Origin of the sequence: Haloferula luteola (genome assembly GCF_014201715.1) — a bacterium.
Taxonomy (GTDB): domain Bacteria; phylum Verrucomicrobiota; class Verrucomicrobiia; order Verrucomicrobiales; family Akkermansiaceae; genus Haloferula; species Haloferula luteola.
Map to the genome: position 1 here is coordinate 116,724 of NZ_JACHFD010000009.1, position 15,961 is coordinate 132,684.

General features: G+C 60.3%; 11 protein-coding genes. 4 read left to right on the forward strand and 7 right to left on the reverse strand.

Translation table 11 applies throughout. The annotated features are described in order from the left end of the window. Window positions 1-12 precede the first annotated feature (12 nt). From HNR46_RS10440 to HNR46_RS10450, 3 genes are all read right to left on the reverse strand, one after another. Complete coding sequence (locus tag HNR46_RS10440) at window positions 13-984, reverse strand: KpsF/GutQ family sugar-phosphate isomerase (RefSeq protein WP_184018511.1); 972 nt, start codon at window positions 982-984, stop codon at window positions 13-15. 71 nt (window positions 985-1,055) lie between these two features. Beyond that, entirely contained in the window at window positions 1,056-1,556 is a 501-nt protein-coding gene (locus HNR46_RS10445) for a hypothetical protein (protein WP_184018513.1), read from the reverse strand. Window positions 1,557-1,628: 72 nt separating this feature from the next. Then, window positions 1,629-2,729: a Gfo/Idh/MocA family protein gene (locus HNR46_RS10450; protein ID WP_184018515.1), complete on the reverse strand. Its 1,101-nt coding sequence runs from the start codon at window positions 2,727-2,729 to the stop codon at window positions 1,629-1,631. A gap of 185 nt (window positions 2,730-2,914) precedes the next feature. On the opposite strand from HNR46_RS10450, the gene HNR46_RS10455 reads away from it, so the two are divergent. Next, window positions 2,915-4,258, forward strand: a complete 1,344-nt coding sequence (locus HNR46_RS10455) for a glycosyltransferase family 4 protein (RefSeq protein ID WP_184018517.1) — start codon at window positions 2,915-2,917, stop codon at window positions 4,256-4,258. Between the two features lie 12 nt (window positions 4,259-4,270). On the opposite strand, the gene HNR46_RS10460 is transcribed toward HNR46_RS10455, so the two are convergent. Continuing rightward, window positions 4,271-4,927 (reverse strand): hypothetical protein, encoded by a 657-nt coding sequence (locus HNR46_RS10460; RefSeq protein ID WP_184018519.1) that lies wholly within the window; start codon window positions 4,925-4,927, stop codon window positions 4,271-4,273. Window positions 4,928-5,063: 136 nt separating this feature from the next. Between HNR46_RS10460 and HNR46_RS10465 the strand changes: the two genes are divergently transcribed. Together HNR46_RS10465 and HNR46_RS10470 are read left to right on the forward strand one after the other, a co-directional pair. Beyond that, window positions 5,064-5,942, forward strand: a complete 879-nt coding sequence (locus HNR46_RS10465; protein WP_184018522.1) for a uracil-DNA glycosylase — start codon at window positions 5,064-5,066, stop codon at window positions 5,940-5,942. Beyond that, window positions 5,939-6,424: an asparaginase domain-containing protein gene (locus HNR46_RS10470; RefSeq protein ID WP_184018524.1), complete on the forward strand. Its 486-nt coding sequence runs from the start codon at window positions 5,939-5,941 to the stop codon at window positions 6,422-6,424. The genes HNR46_RS10465 and HNR46_RS10470 overlap by 4 nt, the downstream gene beginning before the upstream one ends. 17 nt (window positions 6,425-6,441) lie before the next feature. On the opposite strand, the gene HNR46_RS10475 is transcribed toward HNR46_RS10470, so the two are convergent. Continuing rightward, on the reverse strand, window positions 6,442-7,152 hold the full coding sequence (locus HNR46_RS10475) for a Bax inhibitor-1/YccA family protein (protein ID WP_184018526.1): 711 nt from the start codon (window positions 7,150-7,152) through the stop codon (window positions 6,442-6,444). Window positions 7,153-7,295: 143 nt separating this feature from the next. Here HNR46_RS10475 and HNR46_RS10480 point away from each other — a divergent pair, with 143 nt between their 5' ends. Further along, window positions 7,296-10,799 carry a PPi-type phosphoenolpyruvate carboxykinase family protein gene (locus tag HNR46_RS10480; protein ID WP_221285118.1) on the forward strand — a complete coding sequence of 1,168 codons (3,504 nt, stop codon included), beginning with the start codon at window positions 7,296-7,298 and terminating at the stop codon, window positions 10,797-10,799. 866 nt (window positions 10,800-11,665) lie between these two features. On the opposite strand, the gene lpxK is transcribed toward HNR46_RS10480, so the two are convergent. Together lpxK and HNR46_RS10490 are read right to left on the reverse strand one after the other, a co-directional pair. Further along, complete coding sequence (gene lpxK, locus HNR46_RS10485) at window positions 11,666-12,877, reverse strand: tetraacyldisaccharide 4'-kinase (protein ID WP_184018528.1); 1,212 nt, start codon at window positions 12,875-12,877, stop codon at window positions 11,666-11,668. Window positions 12,878-13,030: 153 nt separating this feature from the next. Then, window positions 13,031-15,955, reverse strand: a complete 2,925-nt coding sequence (locus tag HNR46_RS10490; protein ID WP_184018530.1) for a discoidin domain-containing protein — start codon at window positions 15,953-15,955, stop codon at window positions 13,031-13,033. Window positions 15,956-15,961: the final 6 nt, after the last annotated feature.

Here is a 15,961-nt window from a genome sequence, read left to right on the forward strand (position 1 = left end):
AGGGCTCGTCGATTAGACAATTTTCAGTCGGGCGAGATCCTGAGTATCAATGAGTCCAACCGGGCGGCCGGAGCCGTCGAGAACGACGACGTCATCGACGCGATGGGAGCCAATGGTGTGAACCGCCTCGGCGGCGAGGGCTTCGGCGGAGACGCTGATGGGTTGGCGAGTCATCAGATCGGATACGGGGCGGTCGCCGACATTGGCATCTTGCTGATAGGCGCGGGCGAAATCACCGTGGGTGAAGATGCCGGCAAGGCCTCCGCTCGGGAGGATCACCACACAGGCGCCCGAGCGCGCGATGGTCATGGCGGTGAGGGCATCCCGAACACTTGCCTGATCGGAAACCTGAGCCAGAGAGCTGCCGGCCCGCATGATGTCAGCGACTTTGGTGAGGAGCGCGCGACCAAGTGAACCGCCGGGATGAAAGCGGGCGAATTGTTCTTCGGTGAAACCTCGAACTTCGAGAAGGGCCATGGCCAGGGCGTCACCCATGACCAGCATCGCGGTGGAGGAAGAGGTGGGTGCGAGATTGAATGGGCAGGCTTCCCGTTCGACTGAGGTGTCGAGGGTGATGTCCGCATGCTCGGAAAGTGAGGAATCGGGGCGTCCGGTCATGGCGATGAGGCCGATGTCGAATCGCCGCAGGTGCGGGAGCAGGTCGAGCAATTCGGTGGTTTCACCGGAGTAGGAGAGAGCGATCACGGCATCGCCATCGTTGATGAGGCCGAGGTCGCCGTGCAGCGCGTTTTGGGAGTTGAGGACGACGGCGGTGGAGCCGGTGGAGTTGAGAGTTGCAGCGATTTTGTGGCCGATATTGCCGCTTTTGCCGATGCCCACGACCACGACTTTGCCGCGGGCTTCCACGGTGCGGCGGAGCAAGTCGACCGCCGCGTTGAAGGTGGCATCGAGGCGTTGGCCCATGGCGATGAGCGCGTGGGTTTCCACTTCGATGACCTGCTTTCCCCGGGCAATGGCGTCCATGGCGGGAGGGTGGGGCGAAATCGGGGCCGAGCAAATGGGAAACTGTGGCTGTGGGCGCGACAGCGCGGGGATCAGTGGACGGGAATCGATGCCTTCAGGGCGGCTTCGATGAGTTGGTGAAGGCGAAAAGTTTGCTGAGCGGCAATTTTCTGACCGAACTGGGCGACGAGGTAGAGTCCGAGAGCGAGGGCGAGGGCTCCTGCGAGAATCGCGAATCCCCAGGCGGGTTTGGCCAAGGCGTGCTGGGCCCATCCAAGGGCACCACCGAACAATCCGGCCGAGCTGGCAAGGAGGTACCCGTAGAGGAACAGCGACCAGAGGTTGGCATTGGGCCCGTAGACGCCATCCAGTTGGGTGTGGCCTTGTTCTGTGGGCTCGAAGGACACGTGGAGCCGTGGGGACCAAAAGTGGCGCTCTGCGGGAGGAACGCGCAGGCAGAGAAACCCAGGGAAACTCTTGATTTTAAAAGTTTCCCCGAGTCGTTGAAGGCTGGCCGCGAGGCGGCGCTGCTCCTCCGCCGGAGAACCCGGTCGTTCCAGAGTGAAGTGAGGTCGAAATCCAAATTGGCTCACGGTTTGGCATTCCAGAGGATGCGCCCGCGAGCTGTCAATGGCGCGCTGTGACTCCAGCACCGAAGGTGGGTCTTACTCGAAATCGGTGAATTCGAAGGATTGGCCGGTCGCGGCGGCTTCCATGATGCCGCGGATCACGCGGATGTCGCGGCGGCCCATTTCGCCCGGAACTCGGCTTGGCTCGCCGCGCAGAATGGCTTGGGCTTGGCCGTCGATCTGAAGGGCTTGCTGCGGGACATGATCCAAGGTCATCGGGCCATCGGGGGTTGTGCCCTTTTGGCCACCGTAACCATAGGACGGTTGCAGCTCAACGGTGCCTTTTTCGACTTCGGCGCGGATCCAATTGCCGGATTTTCCATAGCTGGCCCATCCTTCGGCTTTGCGGCCTCCAGCGAACTCCAAGGTCCATTCGTATGTTTCGGGAACTTCGGTGAAAATCTCGGTGCGTTCGGTGCTGTGGCGGGCGGTGACGCTGTGCGGGAGTTCCTGAGCGGTATAAAGTTGGCCTTGGACGCAATAGACGCCGAGGTCGTAGAGCGCCCCGGCGATACCGAGTTCTTTGCCAATCCTCCAGCGGTTGAGCCCCGTGAAGTTTTCCATGCGGCCGCCATTGGCGGCGGAAATGGAAGACCAAGGTCCGAACTCGTTCGACTTCATGATTTCCATCAAGCGCAGGTGATAGGGATCCCAATGGAGGCGGTAACCGATCTGCAGGGTGACATGGTTCTGCTTGGCAGCATCGATCATGCGAGTGCAGTCCTCGACGGTGGGAGCCATCGGCTTCTCGCAGATGACGTGCTTGCCCGCCTTGGCCGCTCGAATGGAAAACTCGGGATGGAGGCCAGTCGGTGTGACCACATAGACGATGTCGATCTCCGGGTTATCGGCGATCGAGTCGAAATTCTCGTAGTTGTAAACGTTGGTGTCCGGAATGGCATATTTCTCCTGCCATACGGGAACTTTTTCGGGCGAGCCGGTGACGATGCCGGTGAGTTTGGCAAAGCGGGTCTTTTGGAGTGCAGGAGCCAGTTGGTGGGTCGAGTAGTCGCCCAGTCCGAGGAGGGCGACGCCCAGTTTCTTTCCTCCGGCTTCCTGGGCCCGGAGAAGCGGGTAGGGTGCGAGGGCGGCAGCGGCAGTGAGTTGGGCGAATTGGCGGCGTGAGATGGATTTCATGGGTGGCAATGAGGTTAAACCGCTCAACTTCGCCGGTTCTTTCGCGGGGGAAAGCGACTTTTGCCCCGAATGGACTCCACTTCTCCGGCAATCCTGCCTTGTCACCTTCGAGGTGGAGCCGGAGGATGCATCATCGCAAATTCCTAGTGAACCGCGGCCGTGCGGTGCCTGATTTCTATCCGATCATGAAGAAGCCCCGCGTGCTGATCATCGCCGAAGCGGCGAATCCCGAGCTGACGAGTGTTGCCTTGATTGGGCATTCGCTTTCCGAAGCACTCGGGAGGGTGTGCGATGGGCATTTGGTCACGGAAAAACGCAACGAAGAGTCTCTTCTGAAGGCGGGAGTTGCTCAGGATTTTTTCACGGCGGTCGACAACCCGGCACAAAGTGTGGCCTTTCACATCGCCACGGCGCTGCGGGGTGGCAAAAGTCTTGGATGGACGATCCATTCGGCGATGGCGACCTTGGCCTACCCTTTGTTTGAACGGAAGGTGTGGTCGGTCTTTCGCGAACGTCTCATGGCGGGAGAGTTCGATGTGGTGCATCGCATCACGCCATTGAGTCCGACGTCTCCGAGCTATTTGGCGAAGAAGTTGGCGAAGCTGGGAGTGCCCTTCCTGATGGGGCCCATCAATGGGGGGATTCCGTGGCCTCCGGGGTTCGATCAGGTGCGGATGGCGGAGCGAGAATGGTTAGGATATGTGCGCGATATCTATCGGTTCATGCCAGGATTGAAGGCGACGCGACGCTTGGCGAGCGGGCTGATCCTGGCTTCGAAGCACACTTATCGGGAGGTGACCGAAGGTGACCCGGCCTTGGAGGTGAAATCTGTGTGGTTGCCTGAGAATGCCATTGATCCGGCACGGTTCCCTGAGATCGATCAGGATCCACCCAGCCCTATTCCAGGGGCACCCCTCAAGATCGCATTCTTGGGCCGTTTGGTGCCTTACAAGGGTGCGGACATGCTATTGGAGGCGGCGGCGCCATGGCTGCGCGAGGGCAAACTGGAGTTGGAAATCATTGGGGATGGTCCACAGATGGGCGATTTGAAAGGACTCGTGGAGCGCGAGGGCCTGGGGAATCAGGTCACCTTTGCCGGATGGGTGGCCCATGGTGAGGTGAGGTCCCATCTTGCGGCGGCGCGTGTTTTTGCCTTCCCGAGTGTGAGGGAATTTGGCGGCGGTGTGGTTCTGGAGGCGATGGCGCTGGGGCTGGCTCCGGTGGTGCTGGATTATGGAGGCCCTGCCGAACTGGTGCCCGAGGGGTGTGGCGTGGTGGTGCCCATCGGAGAGCGACCGCAGATCATTGAGGGGTTCCGGAAGGCATTGAGCCAGTTGGCGGAGAACCCTCAGGAGGCAGATGCCATGGGCCGGCGTGCGCAACAGCACGTTCGTGCGCATTTCACGTGGGATGCGAAAGCCCGGCAAATCCTAGGATTGTACGAAAAACTGATCGCAGGGCGGTCGTTGTCGGAGTCTCGATTCGATGAAATCGGTCCAGGTAACGGCTGGGACGAGGTGGGAGGCTGACGCCTGATCGGGTTATTTTTTGTCCTCCTTCCCGTAGGGCTGGATTTCGAGCGGCTGAGTTTTGCCTGGAGGGGCGGGCTTGGTCGTCGCGGGTTCGGCCTCATCGGTCGCTCCGGCGCCCCCTTCAGCAGGCACTTCATCTTTGCGCAGGCGCACGGCTTGATAGAGCAAATTGTAGTTGTGCTGCACGGCCGACGGGAATGCGACGCGGCCTGCCTCAACGATTTTTTCACGCAACAGTTTTGAGGAGAGATCGGCGACCAGGTCGGTACCGACTTTCACGGCACCTGCGACGCCCCCTACTTCCGCTCCTGCGGTGGCGGTGCTGCGAATGAGGTCGCTGGAAATTGTCCGACCTTGAACGGCAAGGGTGGAGCGAGCGTTGGCGACGGATCCATCTTTTTGAAAAGTGATTTCCAAGACGGCGTGGTCATCGCTGGCGAGCCAGCCACGTCGGTGATCGATGCGCACCGAGACGAAGATCCCACCGTCTGGAGTGGGGGTGATTTCCGGTTTGTAGGTTCGATATTGAGCTCCGGAGAGGGCGTAGGAAACGGTGTTGTCCTTCCAGCCGCCAAGGCTCTCCCCATAGGCCGCGATATCGATATCGATGTTCGCCCGGGCAAAGGGTGCGAGGACAAGCAGGGCGATGGCGAGCAGGACTTTCATGGCAGCTTGGACGGTGGCGTCGCGAAAAGGATACGGAACTTTTTTCAAATGTCTCTCCGAAGGACTGGCGTTGTGGAGGAAACATCGATTCCGAGGCGGGGTTGCCAGCGGGTCGGCAACCCGTTAGCGTCGCCGCATGTCCCGCCCTGTCGATGTTTTGATCGATTTTCTGAAGTCCGAGGAAGCTCGTGGCGTGACCCAAGTGTATTTGGATGAGGAAGCCCGAGCGGCGCTGCGGGAACTGCATCGCCAAAAGCGAAAAGGGCCGAAGCTCGAACCCGTTGCGGAGGAGTCCGCGGAGGTTTCCCCAGCAGAGGCATCCAAGGAAATGGAGGTTTCCCACCCCCCCCGTGTGGTGGAGGCACCAGTGGTGGTGAGTCCGGATGGGGGCAGTGCCGCCGAGAAGATTGCGGCGCTCAAGGCGCAGGCAGCAGAGTGGCCCGCGGCCCGGGCTTTGGGGTCTCTGAGGGAGACCATGGTGTTTTCCGTGGGCAATCCCGACGCGGATCTGATGCTTGTCGGAGAAGCCCCGGGATATCAGGAGGAACGGGAACAGGAGCCTTTTGTGGGGCCTGCAGGGCAGAAACTCAACGAGATCCTGAAGGCGATGGGTCTGTCGCGCGAAGCGGCTTATATTTCCAATATTGTGAAATTTCGCCCCTCGATGGAGCGCCAAACCACGAACAATCGTAAGCCGACAGTGGAGGAGATGGCGGCCTGCATGCCGTTTGTTCGCGAGGAAGTTCGAATTGTGCGGCCCAAATGCATTGTGGCGCTTGGTGCCACGGCTGCGGAAGGATTGCTGGGGCTGACGGGTGCCGTGGCCCGAATGCGCGAGCAATGGCATACCTTTGAAGGCATCCCGGTGAGGGTGACCTATCACCCGGCCTATTTGCTGCACGGAAGTGCGGCATTGCAGGACAAGCGAAAGATCTGGGAAGACATGCTGGCGGTGATGGAGCAGCTGGGATTGTCCATTTCAGAGAAGCAACAGGGATTCTTTTTGCCGAAATGAGACTGCGTGTGATCACCACGGGAGGGACCATCGATAAGGTCTACTTCGATGCGACGTCGGAATATGAGATCGGCGAGCCAACCGTTCCCCATGTTTTCCGCGAAGCCGGAGTTGGGCTTGAATGGGTGCTCGAACCGCTGCTCCGGAAGGACAGTCTGGAGCTGGATGCGGAGGATCGGGCCGTCATTCGGCGGGCCTGTGAGGAGGCAGAGGAATCCGCCATCTTGATCACTCATGGGACCGACACGATGGCTCTGACGGCGGAGTTCCTTCGCGGCATCCCGGGAAAAACCATTGTGCTGACGGGGGCTCTGGCGCCGGCACGATTCCGTGTCACCGACGCGATCTTCAACCTCGGCCTCGCACTAGGGGCCGTGCAATCGAAGCCTGCCGGGGTGTATTTGGCGATGAATGGCCAGCTTTTTGAAGCGGGCAAGGTGCGAAAAAACCGCGCCGCTGCCCGCTTCGAGAGTTTGGATTAAGCGGAGCGCTCCGATGTTCAGTTGCGCTGGCTCATCAGGATGCGCAGCACGTACCAGAACAGCAGAGCGATGCTGGAAAACAACGAGAGGGCGGCGGCCACGTGTTGGCCTGGGGCGTAGCGGTGGATGAGGTTGCTCGTATCATAAAGCACGGCGCCCCCGGCGAATACGACCATGACGAGGGAGAACCACAGCCCGAGTTGAAAGCCGAATAGCAACGAGGCGAGGATCAAACCCAAGGCGACAAAGAATCCGATTTTCAGCATGCCGCCGAGGAAGCTGAAATCCTTGCGCGTGGTGAAGGCGACGGTGGTGAGTCCGAGCACGAGGGCACCGGTAAGCACCCCGGCTTGTCCGAGGATGAGGGGCGAGCCGGTGATCAAGATCGCCATGGTCATCAGAGGGAGGAAGATGACCGCCTCGGCGACCACGTAGAGGGCGAGTCCAAGATATTGAGTGGCAGGGCTGGCCCCGCTGGCTGCCAGGCGGCTGGCGAGCCAGCCAACCACCATGAAGCCTCCAAGCAGTGCCAGCCACCCGAAACGGCTGCCTCCGACAAGCTGGAGGGCGGTGTTGCCCAAACCGCTTTTCAAGAGGACGGTTTCGAGCAAAGCAAATGCTGCCAATGCCCCAGCGAGATGCCAGTAGGTCTTGCGAATGAATGCGGCGCGCTGATCCTCCGGCTGCTCAGCGATGCTTCCCACATGATAGGGATTGTAAGAGTTCATGATGACGAAGGGATGCCCTGTAAGCCTCAGAAAGCAAGCTTCTTCATCCCGCGAGGTCTGGCCTGAGGAGTGCTGTGCCGCTGTGAGGATGACGGATTGGTCACAGGCCAATCCGCCGTCATTGTGATAATCCCGCGGGCACGATGAAGCGCACCCTCCAGGAAACGATTGGCTATTTTCCCTCGGAATCCGAAGCGGAGGCTGCCCAACGGCGACTGACGGAGCTGGCAAACGTGAAATTGGCCTCTCGGGGCTTTGCCGTTCCCGAGCAGGGGGGCGATTCTCCGCTGCTTTCTTTGGGGCGATCCTTGTTGGCAAATTTTGAGGAGAAACTGCGAATCTTTGGTGAGCCGCTGTGTCCGGTCGACCAGGCGATTCATGATTTTCTCGTTCGATATCTGGGGGATCAAGCTGCGGGTGTATTCGAGGCGGATGAAGCATGGTTGCCGAGTTCCGCGTTGACTCTGGAGCGCCATGGCTTGGCAAGGGTCTTTTCTTTGCCGGCCGATGCGGATCGGCTCGAATCTGACATTCTTTCGTCTTACCGGGTGCATCAGGGGGTGTGTCACAATCCTGCCAAGGACCGGCGTACGACGGAAGGCGTTTTCCATATTGTGGAAGATGGCCTGCCGATCCCGGCAGACAAAAAAGGAGTTCCAAGACGGACCTTCGCCAGGCTGTTGAGGGCGGCTTTGCAGCCGCCAGAAGAGTTCTTGAGATTGCCCTATACGGCGACCCGGCCGGCCGCCGAACAGGCGCATACTTTTGTGAGTTTGCTCCTGCGCCCCATGGTTTGCCCGGAAGTTCCGGGGGTGGTGCGCCAACGGACGATGGAGATCCGCTTCTTCGCGCCAGGGGCCTTGGTGAGCAACCTCGATTTTGTGGAGAGCATTTTCGGCAATGCGGGAGATCCGTCTCTGCCGGAGAATGATGCGCGGCTGGATGCGGGCGGGTGGACCGGTCACACGGGTTGTGTGATTCTGGCACCCCATTTGACGGGGTTGCGGAAGAAGGACCTCGGACTCCCTGCTTTCGGAGAAGCGACCGAGCGGCAGCGTGCCGACGGGATGTGCTGGGAGAATGAGGATGAACTCTACAATGAAGGAGGAGCTTTCAAGATTGCCTGCCGAGATGCCTCGGGGGTGTGCGTGACCCTGATTGCTGATAGCTACTACGGATACTGTAAAAAGGAGGTCAAAACCCAAATCAGCTTTGCTGCGAATCTCTTCGGGCTGTGCGAGGAAGAACACGCAGGAGGCGCTTTGGCTTTTCCTTCTTTTGATCACGGGGAGGATTTTTCGGTGGCGCAGTTAGGGTCCTTGGTGAACCACACTTGGGAGGAGGTGGTGCGCCGCCATGGAGCGAACATGGAGGTGAAACCGGAAGGGTATGGGGTGGATCGTCGGTGGCCGGATATCGTCTATTTGCCTGAGACGGCACGGCTTGATCTGCGAACTCAGCGGATCACCTGGCAGCGTCCAGATGGGCTTTCGGCAGAGCGCAAGATGCTGGCAGGGGAAACCTATGTGATGCCTTCCGGCTACAAGGTGGAGATGTCGCAAAGTGTGAAAGGGCAACGATGGCGCTTGGTTGGAACCCAAGCCGAGGGAACCCTTTGCCACAAACCTTGTACGGTCTCAGGAGGCGGAAAATCGGAGATCTCCAAGTCTCTGGCGGACGCGATGTTGGCGGGTCCGGTGACGATTCCTCATTTCCAGGAAGCCCTGCGTCGGGTGCAGGAAATCCTCGACATGGGGCAGGAGTTTTTCACCTCGCGCTTTCACACTCCGCGTCAGCCGCAGTTGCCCAGTCGGCCCATTTTGGATCCATCGCGATCCTTTGGATCGGTGGTTCGTATGATGACTCCGGGGCATTTGTTCACGGAGTCGTATAACCGATGGTTGGAAGCAATTCCGCGCCCGGTGCGGGGGCTTCTGCTGATTTTAAAGCGCCGCTATCAGGCGGAGTGGGGAGATGATTGGGCATCGAAATTCAGTGTCGATATGATCGACGGGCAGCCGGGGATCGAGTTGAAGTTTTACAATCAGCGGCTTTATACTCGCTACCTGCGGGTGGGTTTCAGTGGCCAGGGGGCTTGGAGGATTTTCGGCCTACGCAAGGACTTTGCCCCTGCGGTGAAGCTGCAGCGTGAGGATGATATTACGGCATCGGTCGTTGTTGCTGCGGAGAAGCTGAAGGGGCTCCATCCAAAGCTCGATGAACCTGCCTACAAGTTTGTGGCGAATTGCGAGTATCGGCTTTTTCAGCGTCCGGATGATGCGGTGATTCGCGGGTATGATCGGGCGACCGAGGCCGATTTCTCGAAGAAGGGGATGTTCTTTTCCAACTATGAACCTCTTCCGCGGGGTCTTGCCCAAGAAATGACGGAGGATGCGATTCGATTCGGACAGTTTACCGAGGCGGCCCAGAAGATGATTCAGGAGGTCTCGATGAGCGACGTTCCCGATTGGTTCGTGTGCACGGCGAACCCTCGGATTGTCGATGGCAAGCCGACAAAGAATCCGCGGTATCTGCAGAATCGTCCAGATCTGGGCGATCCGAGGAAGGAATACCTTGGAGAGATGGGGGCGCGGCTCTATCGGCGATTGGAGGCGGCAGCTCCGGTGCTCAATCCGGCACATTCGGTCCTGCCGGGGCGGCGGAATAATCCTGCCGAGCCTGAAGCGGGCATCCGGCCATTGGCCGTGTTTGGGCCGATCCACTATCAGGAGTTGCCGGAGTTGTTCATGGATTTCGCTGCCAGTCTCACCGGCAAATCTCCCTCGACTACCGGGGCGGGATCCGAAGGGGCACTGACCAAGGGACCGTTCAATTGCTTGTTGCCGATTCATGATCTGAACAATGCCCTGCTTTCCATGCTGCTCACGCGTTCACATGGATTCAGCAGCGCTGCGGGTCACATCGGGCGAAAGTATCGGGTCGATCACGACATCAGTCTGGTCGTCCCGGAAGTTTGGAGTCGGATGCACATCCATGAACGGGATCCGCAGTGGTTGATCGATCACGGTTGTTTGGAGAGCGTGAAGGATTTCGAGCATCAAGGACGGGTGATTCCAGGGAGTCGCTTGGGGTGGCGCATCACTCAGGAGTTTGTATCGCGCTTTTTCGGACGGGTTTTCAATGATCCGACGGCGGTGTTCCCCGTGGACATGTTGCGTCCTGAGCTGCAGAGTTTGGAGGAGTTTGTGGATGGCATCGAGCATATTGCGGAAGCTCATCAACGGGTGGCTACGAACTATTTTCTCGATGGCTCTCTGGAGCACGCGATTCCTCCGTTGCGGGCACTATTGACGATCATGGCGGAGGGCAGCTGGGAGGGGAAAACCTGGCACGATCCTGACTTCCGAAGGTTGTTTGAAGCGGAGGGTCTGATGGAAAGTGAATGGTATCAGGCTCGGTTGGAAGCCCGTGCCGTGACGGCCCGGCGATTGTGGGAACGCCATGTGAAGGATTTATCGAAGTTTCTTGAGCGAAGAACGCGGTTGCAGCCCGTGGAGCGGGCGGTGATGGAGGAGAAGTTGCACCACGCGCGCGAACAGTTGTTGGATTTGGAGAGAACTGGGGCCCAGAGGTATCGAGGATCGTTGGGTTTGGATCCGGGGCTGGTGGAGGGAAGGTCCTCTTGAGGAGTGCGGGGCACGACCCCGCTTTGGAGGGATGAGTGGGAGTCGGAGGGTGAGCTGGATCGGAGCCGACGTGTCGGCTCCGGGGAGGAGTCGGGGGTGATGAGCGAGTGCGAGGGGTGAAAGCGCCGACATGCCGGCGCAGTCCGAAAAGAGTGCGGGGGCACGACCCCGCTTTGGAGGGAGGAGTGGGGATCGGAGGGTGAGCTGGATCGGAGCCGACATGTCGGCTCCGGGGAGGAGTCGGGGGTGATGAGCGAGTGCGAGAGGTGAAAGCGCCGACGTGTCGGCGCAGTCTGAAAGGAGTGCGGGGGCACGACCCCGCTTTGGAGGGAGGAGCGGGGGTCGGAGGGTGAGCTGGATCGGAACCGACGTGTCGGCTCCGGGGAGGAGTGGGGGGTGATGAGCGAGTGCGAGGGGTGAAAGCGCCGACGTGTCGGCGCAGTCCGAAAGGAGTGCGTGGGCACGACCCCGCTTTGGAGGGAGGAGCGGGAGTCGGAGGGTGAGCTGGATCGGAGCCGACGTGTCGGCTCCGGGGAGGAGTCGGGGGTGATGAGCGAGGGCGAGGGGGAAAAGCGCCGACGTGTCGGCGCAGTCCGAAAGGAGTGCGGGGGCACGACCCCGCTTTGGAGGGAGGAGTGGGGGTCGGAGGGTGAGCTGGATCGGAGCCGACGTGTCGGCTCGGTGGAGGAGTCGGGGGTGATGAGCGAGTGCGAGGGGTGAAAGCGCCGACGTGTCGGCGCAGTCCGAAAGGAGTGCGGGGGCACGACCCCGCTTTGGAGGGAGGAGTGGGAGTCGGAGGGTGAGCTGGATCGGAGCCGACATGTCGGCGCAGTCGATTTCTACGATGCCTCCAGCGTCTTCTCTCCTTATGTCGCGTAGGCGTCGCGGTAGCGGAGGATGGGGTCTCCTGGTGCGTGAGGGTGGCAAAATCGTTCGATCATGTCCTCCCACTCGTCGTGCCCCTCGAGGATATCGACCTCAATGCGGAGAAACCAAATGGGCACGGCCGGATCACTGGGCCGGGGGAAACGCACCGCGTCTTTCTCGGTGGTCACGATCATTTCCATGTCCCGCTCGACACAGCGGGTCATGAACGCATCGATCTCTTTGCGGGTGAATCGATAGTGATCGGGGAAATGACGGCGGATTTCGACGTGGGCGCCCAATCCTTCCAGGCTGCGCTCGAAGCTCTCAGGGACCGCAATGCCGGAAATGGCAGCCACCCACTTGTCCTGAAGGTAGCGGAGTTCCTCACGACGCCCCGTAAAAAGCTCTTCGAGATATCGTGGCCCGTGAGTGCATTGGATGATGGGGGCGTGTGGGTTATGACGACGAATCTCTTCAATGAGGCTGTCGTTTGGACTGCCATCGCATTTGGTGAGGAGAATGTAGGAAGCGCGGAGGAGGTTGGCGGGGGGTTCACGGAGTGTCCCCCGGGGCAAGAGGTGACCGGTACCATAGGGAGCGGTGCGGTCGATCAGGACAATGTCGTTGCCGTGGGCGAGTCGGAGGTATTGGAGGCCGTCGTCGAGAACCAAAGTATCAGCGCCGAGGTGCTTGACGGCAAATCGGCCGCCTTTGACCCGGTCTTTATCGACGACGACGGAGACTCCGTCGAGGTTGCGGGCGAGCATGAAGGGCTCGTCGCCGGCGAACTTTGAATCGAGGAGAAGGGCGCGGCCGTCCGAGACGACCTTGGGCATTTCATCTCCGGCGATGGGTTGACCCAGGGCGTCCTTCCAGCGCTGTGGCTCCTTGAGTTTGCGGCTTTTGTATCCGCGGGAGAGGATGGAGACGGTACGACCGCGCTCGCGCAGGGTGCGGGCGAGCATTTCGGTGACGGGCGTTTTACCCGTTCCGCCGACCGTGATGTTGCCAATGGAGATGACTTGGGTGCCGAGGTGGGCCTGTTGTTTCCAGCGTTTGCGGAAAATAGTGAGTCGCAGGGCGACGACGCCGCGCATGAGGAGGGACAACGCGCTCATGGCGAGGCGCATCATGCTGGCACGAAATCCCCGGGCGCGACCGAAGATGACATCGGCGCCCCAGCGTTCGAGCTCGGCGAGGGTTTCCTTCATGCGGTGGACGCAGGGGATTCACCGCCAAGACACCGGGGTCGCCAAGGAAAGAAAGACCGGGAGGGAGATTCAAAGGGGAGAAAAGAAAGATGCCGCACGGAGAACGAGTCCCCCGCACGGCATCAACCCCCTCAAGAAAGTGTTTCCCTCAGATCAGGGTCGGGTGGCTTTGAGTCGGCCAAACCAACGTTCTTCGGAGCGAGGAAGCGTGAGGGTCACGGTTTCCAGTCCCGCTTCGGGGGTGTCGGCGGCGACCGTGATCGAGCCGCTGCTGGAGGCCGGAACGGACGTTTCCGACCACTCGACAAGATCCGAGCTGGTTTCGAAGACCTGGGTGGTATCGGTGGCTGACTCTGCCCGACGAATGTAGCTGAGCGTGATCTCGGTCTCGGTGGTGGCGACTTGTGGAAGTGAGTCGCCCGTGCCCGAGGTCGGATTGCCGTTCAGAATGTATTCCAGCAGGTTCGACAGACCGTCTTGATCGGGATCGGCGTCGGGAGAGGCATCGGTGATTCCCGGGAATCCGGCGATCCACGAGCTGTAGCCCCCTTCTCCAGCGGTGTATTCGAGGACGAGATCATTGCCCACCACGGCCAGGTCCCAGGTGCCTGTGCCAGGGAAATTGGTGGTGTTGACCTGCCAATTGTCGGAGGTCCAGCCGGTGGGCGAGGACGCTGCGGAGGCGATGATGAAGGAAGTATCGCCCTCGCTAAAGTTGACAAGATCGGTTCCATCGACCGTCACGGTCAGCTTGGAGCCCGAGGTGGCAGTGGTCGTGATCGCGTTGAAACTGGCGGTATCATAGCCGGTTCCGGCAGTGCCCGTCCAGTCGGCCACCTGAATGGCGAGTTGGGAGCCAGCAAGGAGGCTCAGGGAGCTGGCGCCGGTGGCGGTGCCGACTCCATCTCCCGGCGCGAAGGTGCCGGAGATGGTGACGGGACCGAGGGTGTCGAGGTGACCCGTGAGAGTGGCCCCAGAGGCAACTTCGATGGAAGTTTCATCGAAGGTTCCATTCGCGGCGAGAGTGCCTTGTTCCACCACCGTGGGGCCGACGCAATCCGATGTGCCAGTGAAGTTGAGCTTGCCTTCACCGGTTTTGACCCAACCGGTGGTGCTGCTGTCCTCAAGGTTGGCGGCGGTGAGCACATAAGTCATGTCCGGAGCCGGATCAGCGGTGCCTCCGCCAACGAAGTGGATGGTGAGTTCATCGCCGACTTCAAAGCCTTCTCCTGGATTGGTGAGGACGATGGAGGTGACGGCGCCGTTTTCGATTTCGGCTACGGCCAAGGCATCAAGTCCGGCACCATCGGATTCGATCTGGACGACTGGAGGAGTCAGGTAACCGGAGCCGCCCTGGGAGACCGCAAGCGTACTTCCCGGGAAGGTGAGCCCACTGTCATACGGCCGGAAGATATCGGCAGTGATCGAGGCGTTGAATCCTGCGGTGTCGACATGCAGACCCTCACCGTGGGCGACGACGGAGAGTCCACTTTTTACGAGAACCACTCCCTCACGACCGGCTTGGAGGGTGCCGCCATTGACGTTGAGAAAACCGGAGCCTCCGCCCTGATAGATGGATCCATGGGCGACGAGGGTACCGTGGTTGAGGTTGAGATATCCGAGGGCTCCACTGACGCTGGCGATGATGATGGAGCCGTCTTCATCGTTTGTGCGGAGTCCTGTGACGGTCGCATCGCCTCCAGCGAGGGTGCCGACGTTGACGACGGCCGTAGAGCCAGTGCGATCGCCGACAATCAGCCGCCAATTGGAGGTGATGGTGGTGGTCCCTCCGAGGTGGGTGGCAACTCCGGTGGCATTTTCTCCTCCGACTGCGAACCAGCGATTGGAGGTGAGGTCGCCTCCCGTTTGAAGAAGATTGCCGGTGCCGTTGAGTCCGAGCCGGATGCCGGAGTCCGCGCCGCTGGCGAGAGTCCCCCCTGAGAGTTCGAGGGCCGCGAAGGAGTTCGTGGCATTGGCGATGGTGAGGTAGCCTCCGCCTGCAGCGTAAGTCGATGATCCCCCGCTTTGGCGAATGATGGCGGTGGAATCGGCACCGGTTCCAATGCTGGGATTTCCACCGAAGACGACGGTGCTTTCGCCGGATTGCTCAAGCGTGGCTTCACCGGAAGGGCGGCCGATTTCGAGGTTGGCAACGACGGTGCGGGTGGCGCTTCCCGTGTAAGCCAAGGTGCCCTCTTGAATGAAGGTGGTGCCGGGATAGCTACTGTCACCGGTGAGGGAGAGGACAGCAGGACCGATTTTAACGATCCCGGAGGCGCTGGTGAGAGTCGAACCCAAGGTGGCGTCGGCTTGCGCATCGAGCCGGTTCACTCCGACCAGGGTGAGCGTGTCGCCCTCAACGGTGTAGTTCGGAACATCGAAGCGAACGACGCGGGCGCTGATCCCTTCACTGAGGGTGACGGCGGTGGGGCTGCCAGCGCCGAAGCGCGCCCGGGCGAGAACGGTGTTGTCCCAGATGACAGGGCTGCCGTTGCTCCAATTGATTTCGGTCGTATTCCAGTCGGTGCTGGCATTGCCCGTCCAGGTGAAGTCGATGGGCTCAGGGGTGCTCGGCAGATTGAAGTCGTCGGTGTAGGTCAGACGTTCTTCGGGAATGGTCGCGCCCTGGACGTTATCGAGAAGGGTCCAAGTGGTGCCATCGGCGCTGCCCTCGAGGATCCAGCTGATCGCGTCGCGATCAGTGGCATCGTTTGGGGTGGCAAAGAAGTAGCCGTCGATGGTGGTGGTGGTTCCAAAATCAAAGACTAAGGGGGCTTTGTTGAAATCGAGCCATTTGGTTCCCGTGTTTCCGTCGGTGACGTTGCTGGCGATTTCGGCGGCAGGTGAGCGTCCCCCAGGGTTCGTCACGGTGGCCAAGCTCATGTCGACATTGTCGAAGCCCGCGAAGAATCCAATCTCGGAGATTTGGATGCTATTCGAGGTGACGTCGTTGCGCAGTTGGGTGGGCGTGAATCGGTAGTAGCGGAAGTCCGCTGCTTGGGACACGGCGGTGGTGCATGCAGTGAGCAGCAACAGTTGTCTAAGCCCGACCTGGGGCCGGGATGAGGATGGGTTCATGGGTTG

What these genes read in the sequence shown, in the direction of transcription:
- lpxK (WP_184018528.1), bottom strand. Translation starts at nt 12,877, where the DNA reads ATGAAGGAAACCCTCGCCGAGCTCGAACGCTGGGGCGCCGATGTCATC.
- HNR46_RS10455 (WP_184018517.1), top strand. Translation starts at nt 2,915, where the DNA reads ATGAAGAAGCCCCGCGTGCTGATCATCGCCGAAGCGGCGAATCCCGAG.
- HNR46_RS10490 (WP_184018530.1), bottom strand. Translation starts at nt 15,955, where the DNA reads ATGAACCCATCCTCATCCCGGCCCCAGGTCGGGCTTAGACAACTGTTG.
- HNR46_RS10470 (WP_184018524.1), top strand. Translation starts at nt 5,939, where the DNA reads ATGAGACTGCGTGTGATCACCACGGGAGGGACCATCGATAAGGTCTAC.
- HNR46_RS10440 (WP_184018511.1), bottom strand. Translation starts at nt 984, where the DNA reads ATGGACGCCATTGCCCGGGGAAAGCAGGTCATCGAAGTGGAAACCCAC.
- HNR46_RS10475 (WP_184018526.1), bottom strand. Translation starts at nt 7,152, where the DNA reads ATGAACTCTTACAATCCCTATCATGTGGGAAGCATCGCTGAGCAGCCG.
- HNR46_RS10480 (WP_221285118.1), top strand. Translation starts at nt 7,296, where the DNA reads ATGAAGCGCACCCTCCAGGAAACGATTGGCTATTTTCCCTCGGAATCC.
- HNR46_RS10450 (WP_184018515.1), bottom strand. Translation starts at nt 2,729, where the DNA reads ATGAAATCCATCTCACGCCGCCAATTCGCCCAACTCACTGCCGCTGCC.
- HNR46_RS10460 (WP_184018519.1), bottom strand. Translation starts at nt 4,927, where the DNA reads ATGAAAGTCCTGCTCGCCATCGCCCTGCTTGTCCTCGCACCCTTTGCC.
- HNR46_RS10465 (WP_184018522.1), top strand. Translation starts at nt 5,064, where the DNA reads ATGTCCCGCCCTGTCGATGTTTTGATCGATTTTCTGAAGTCCGAGGAA.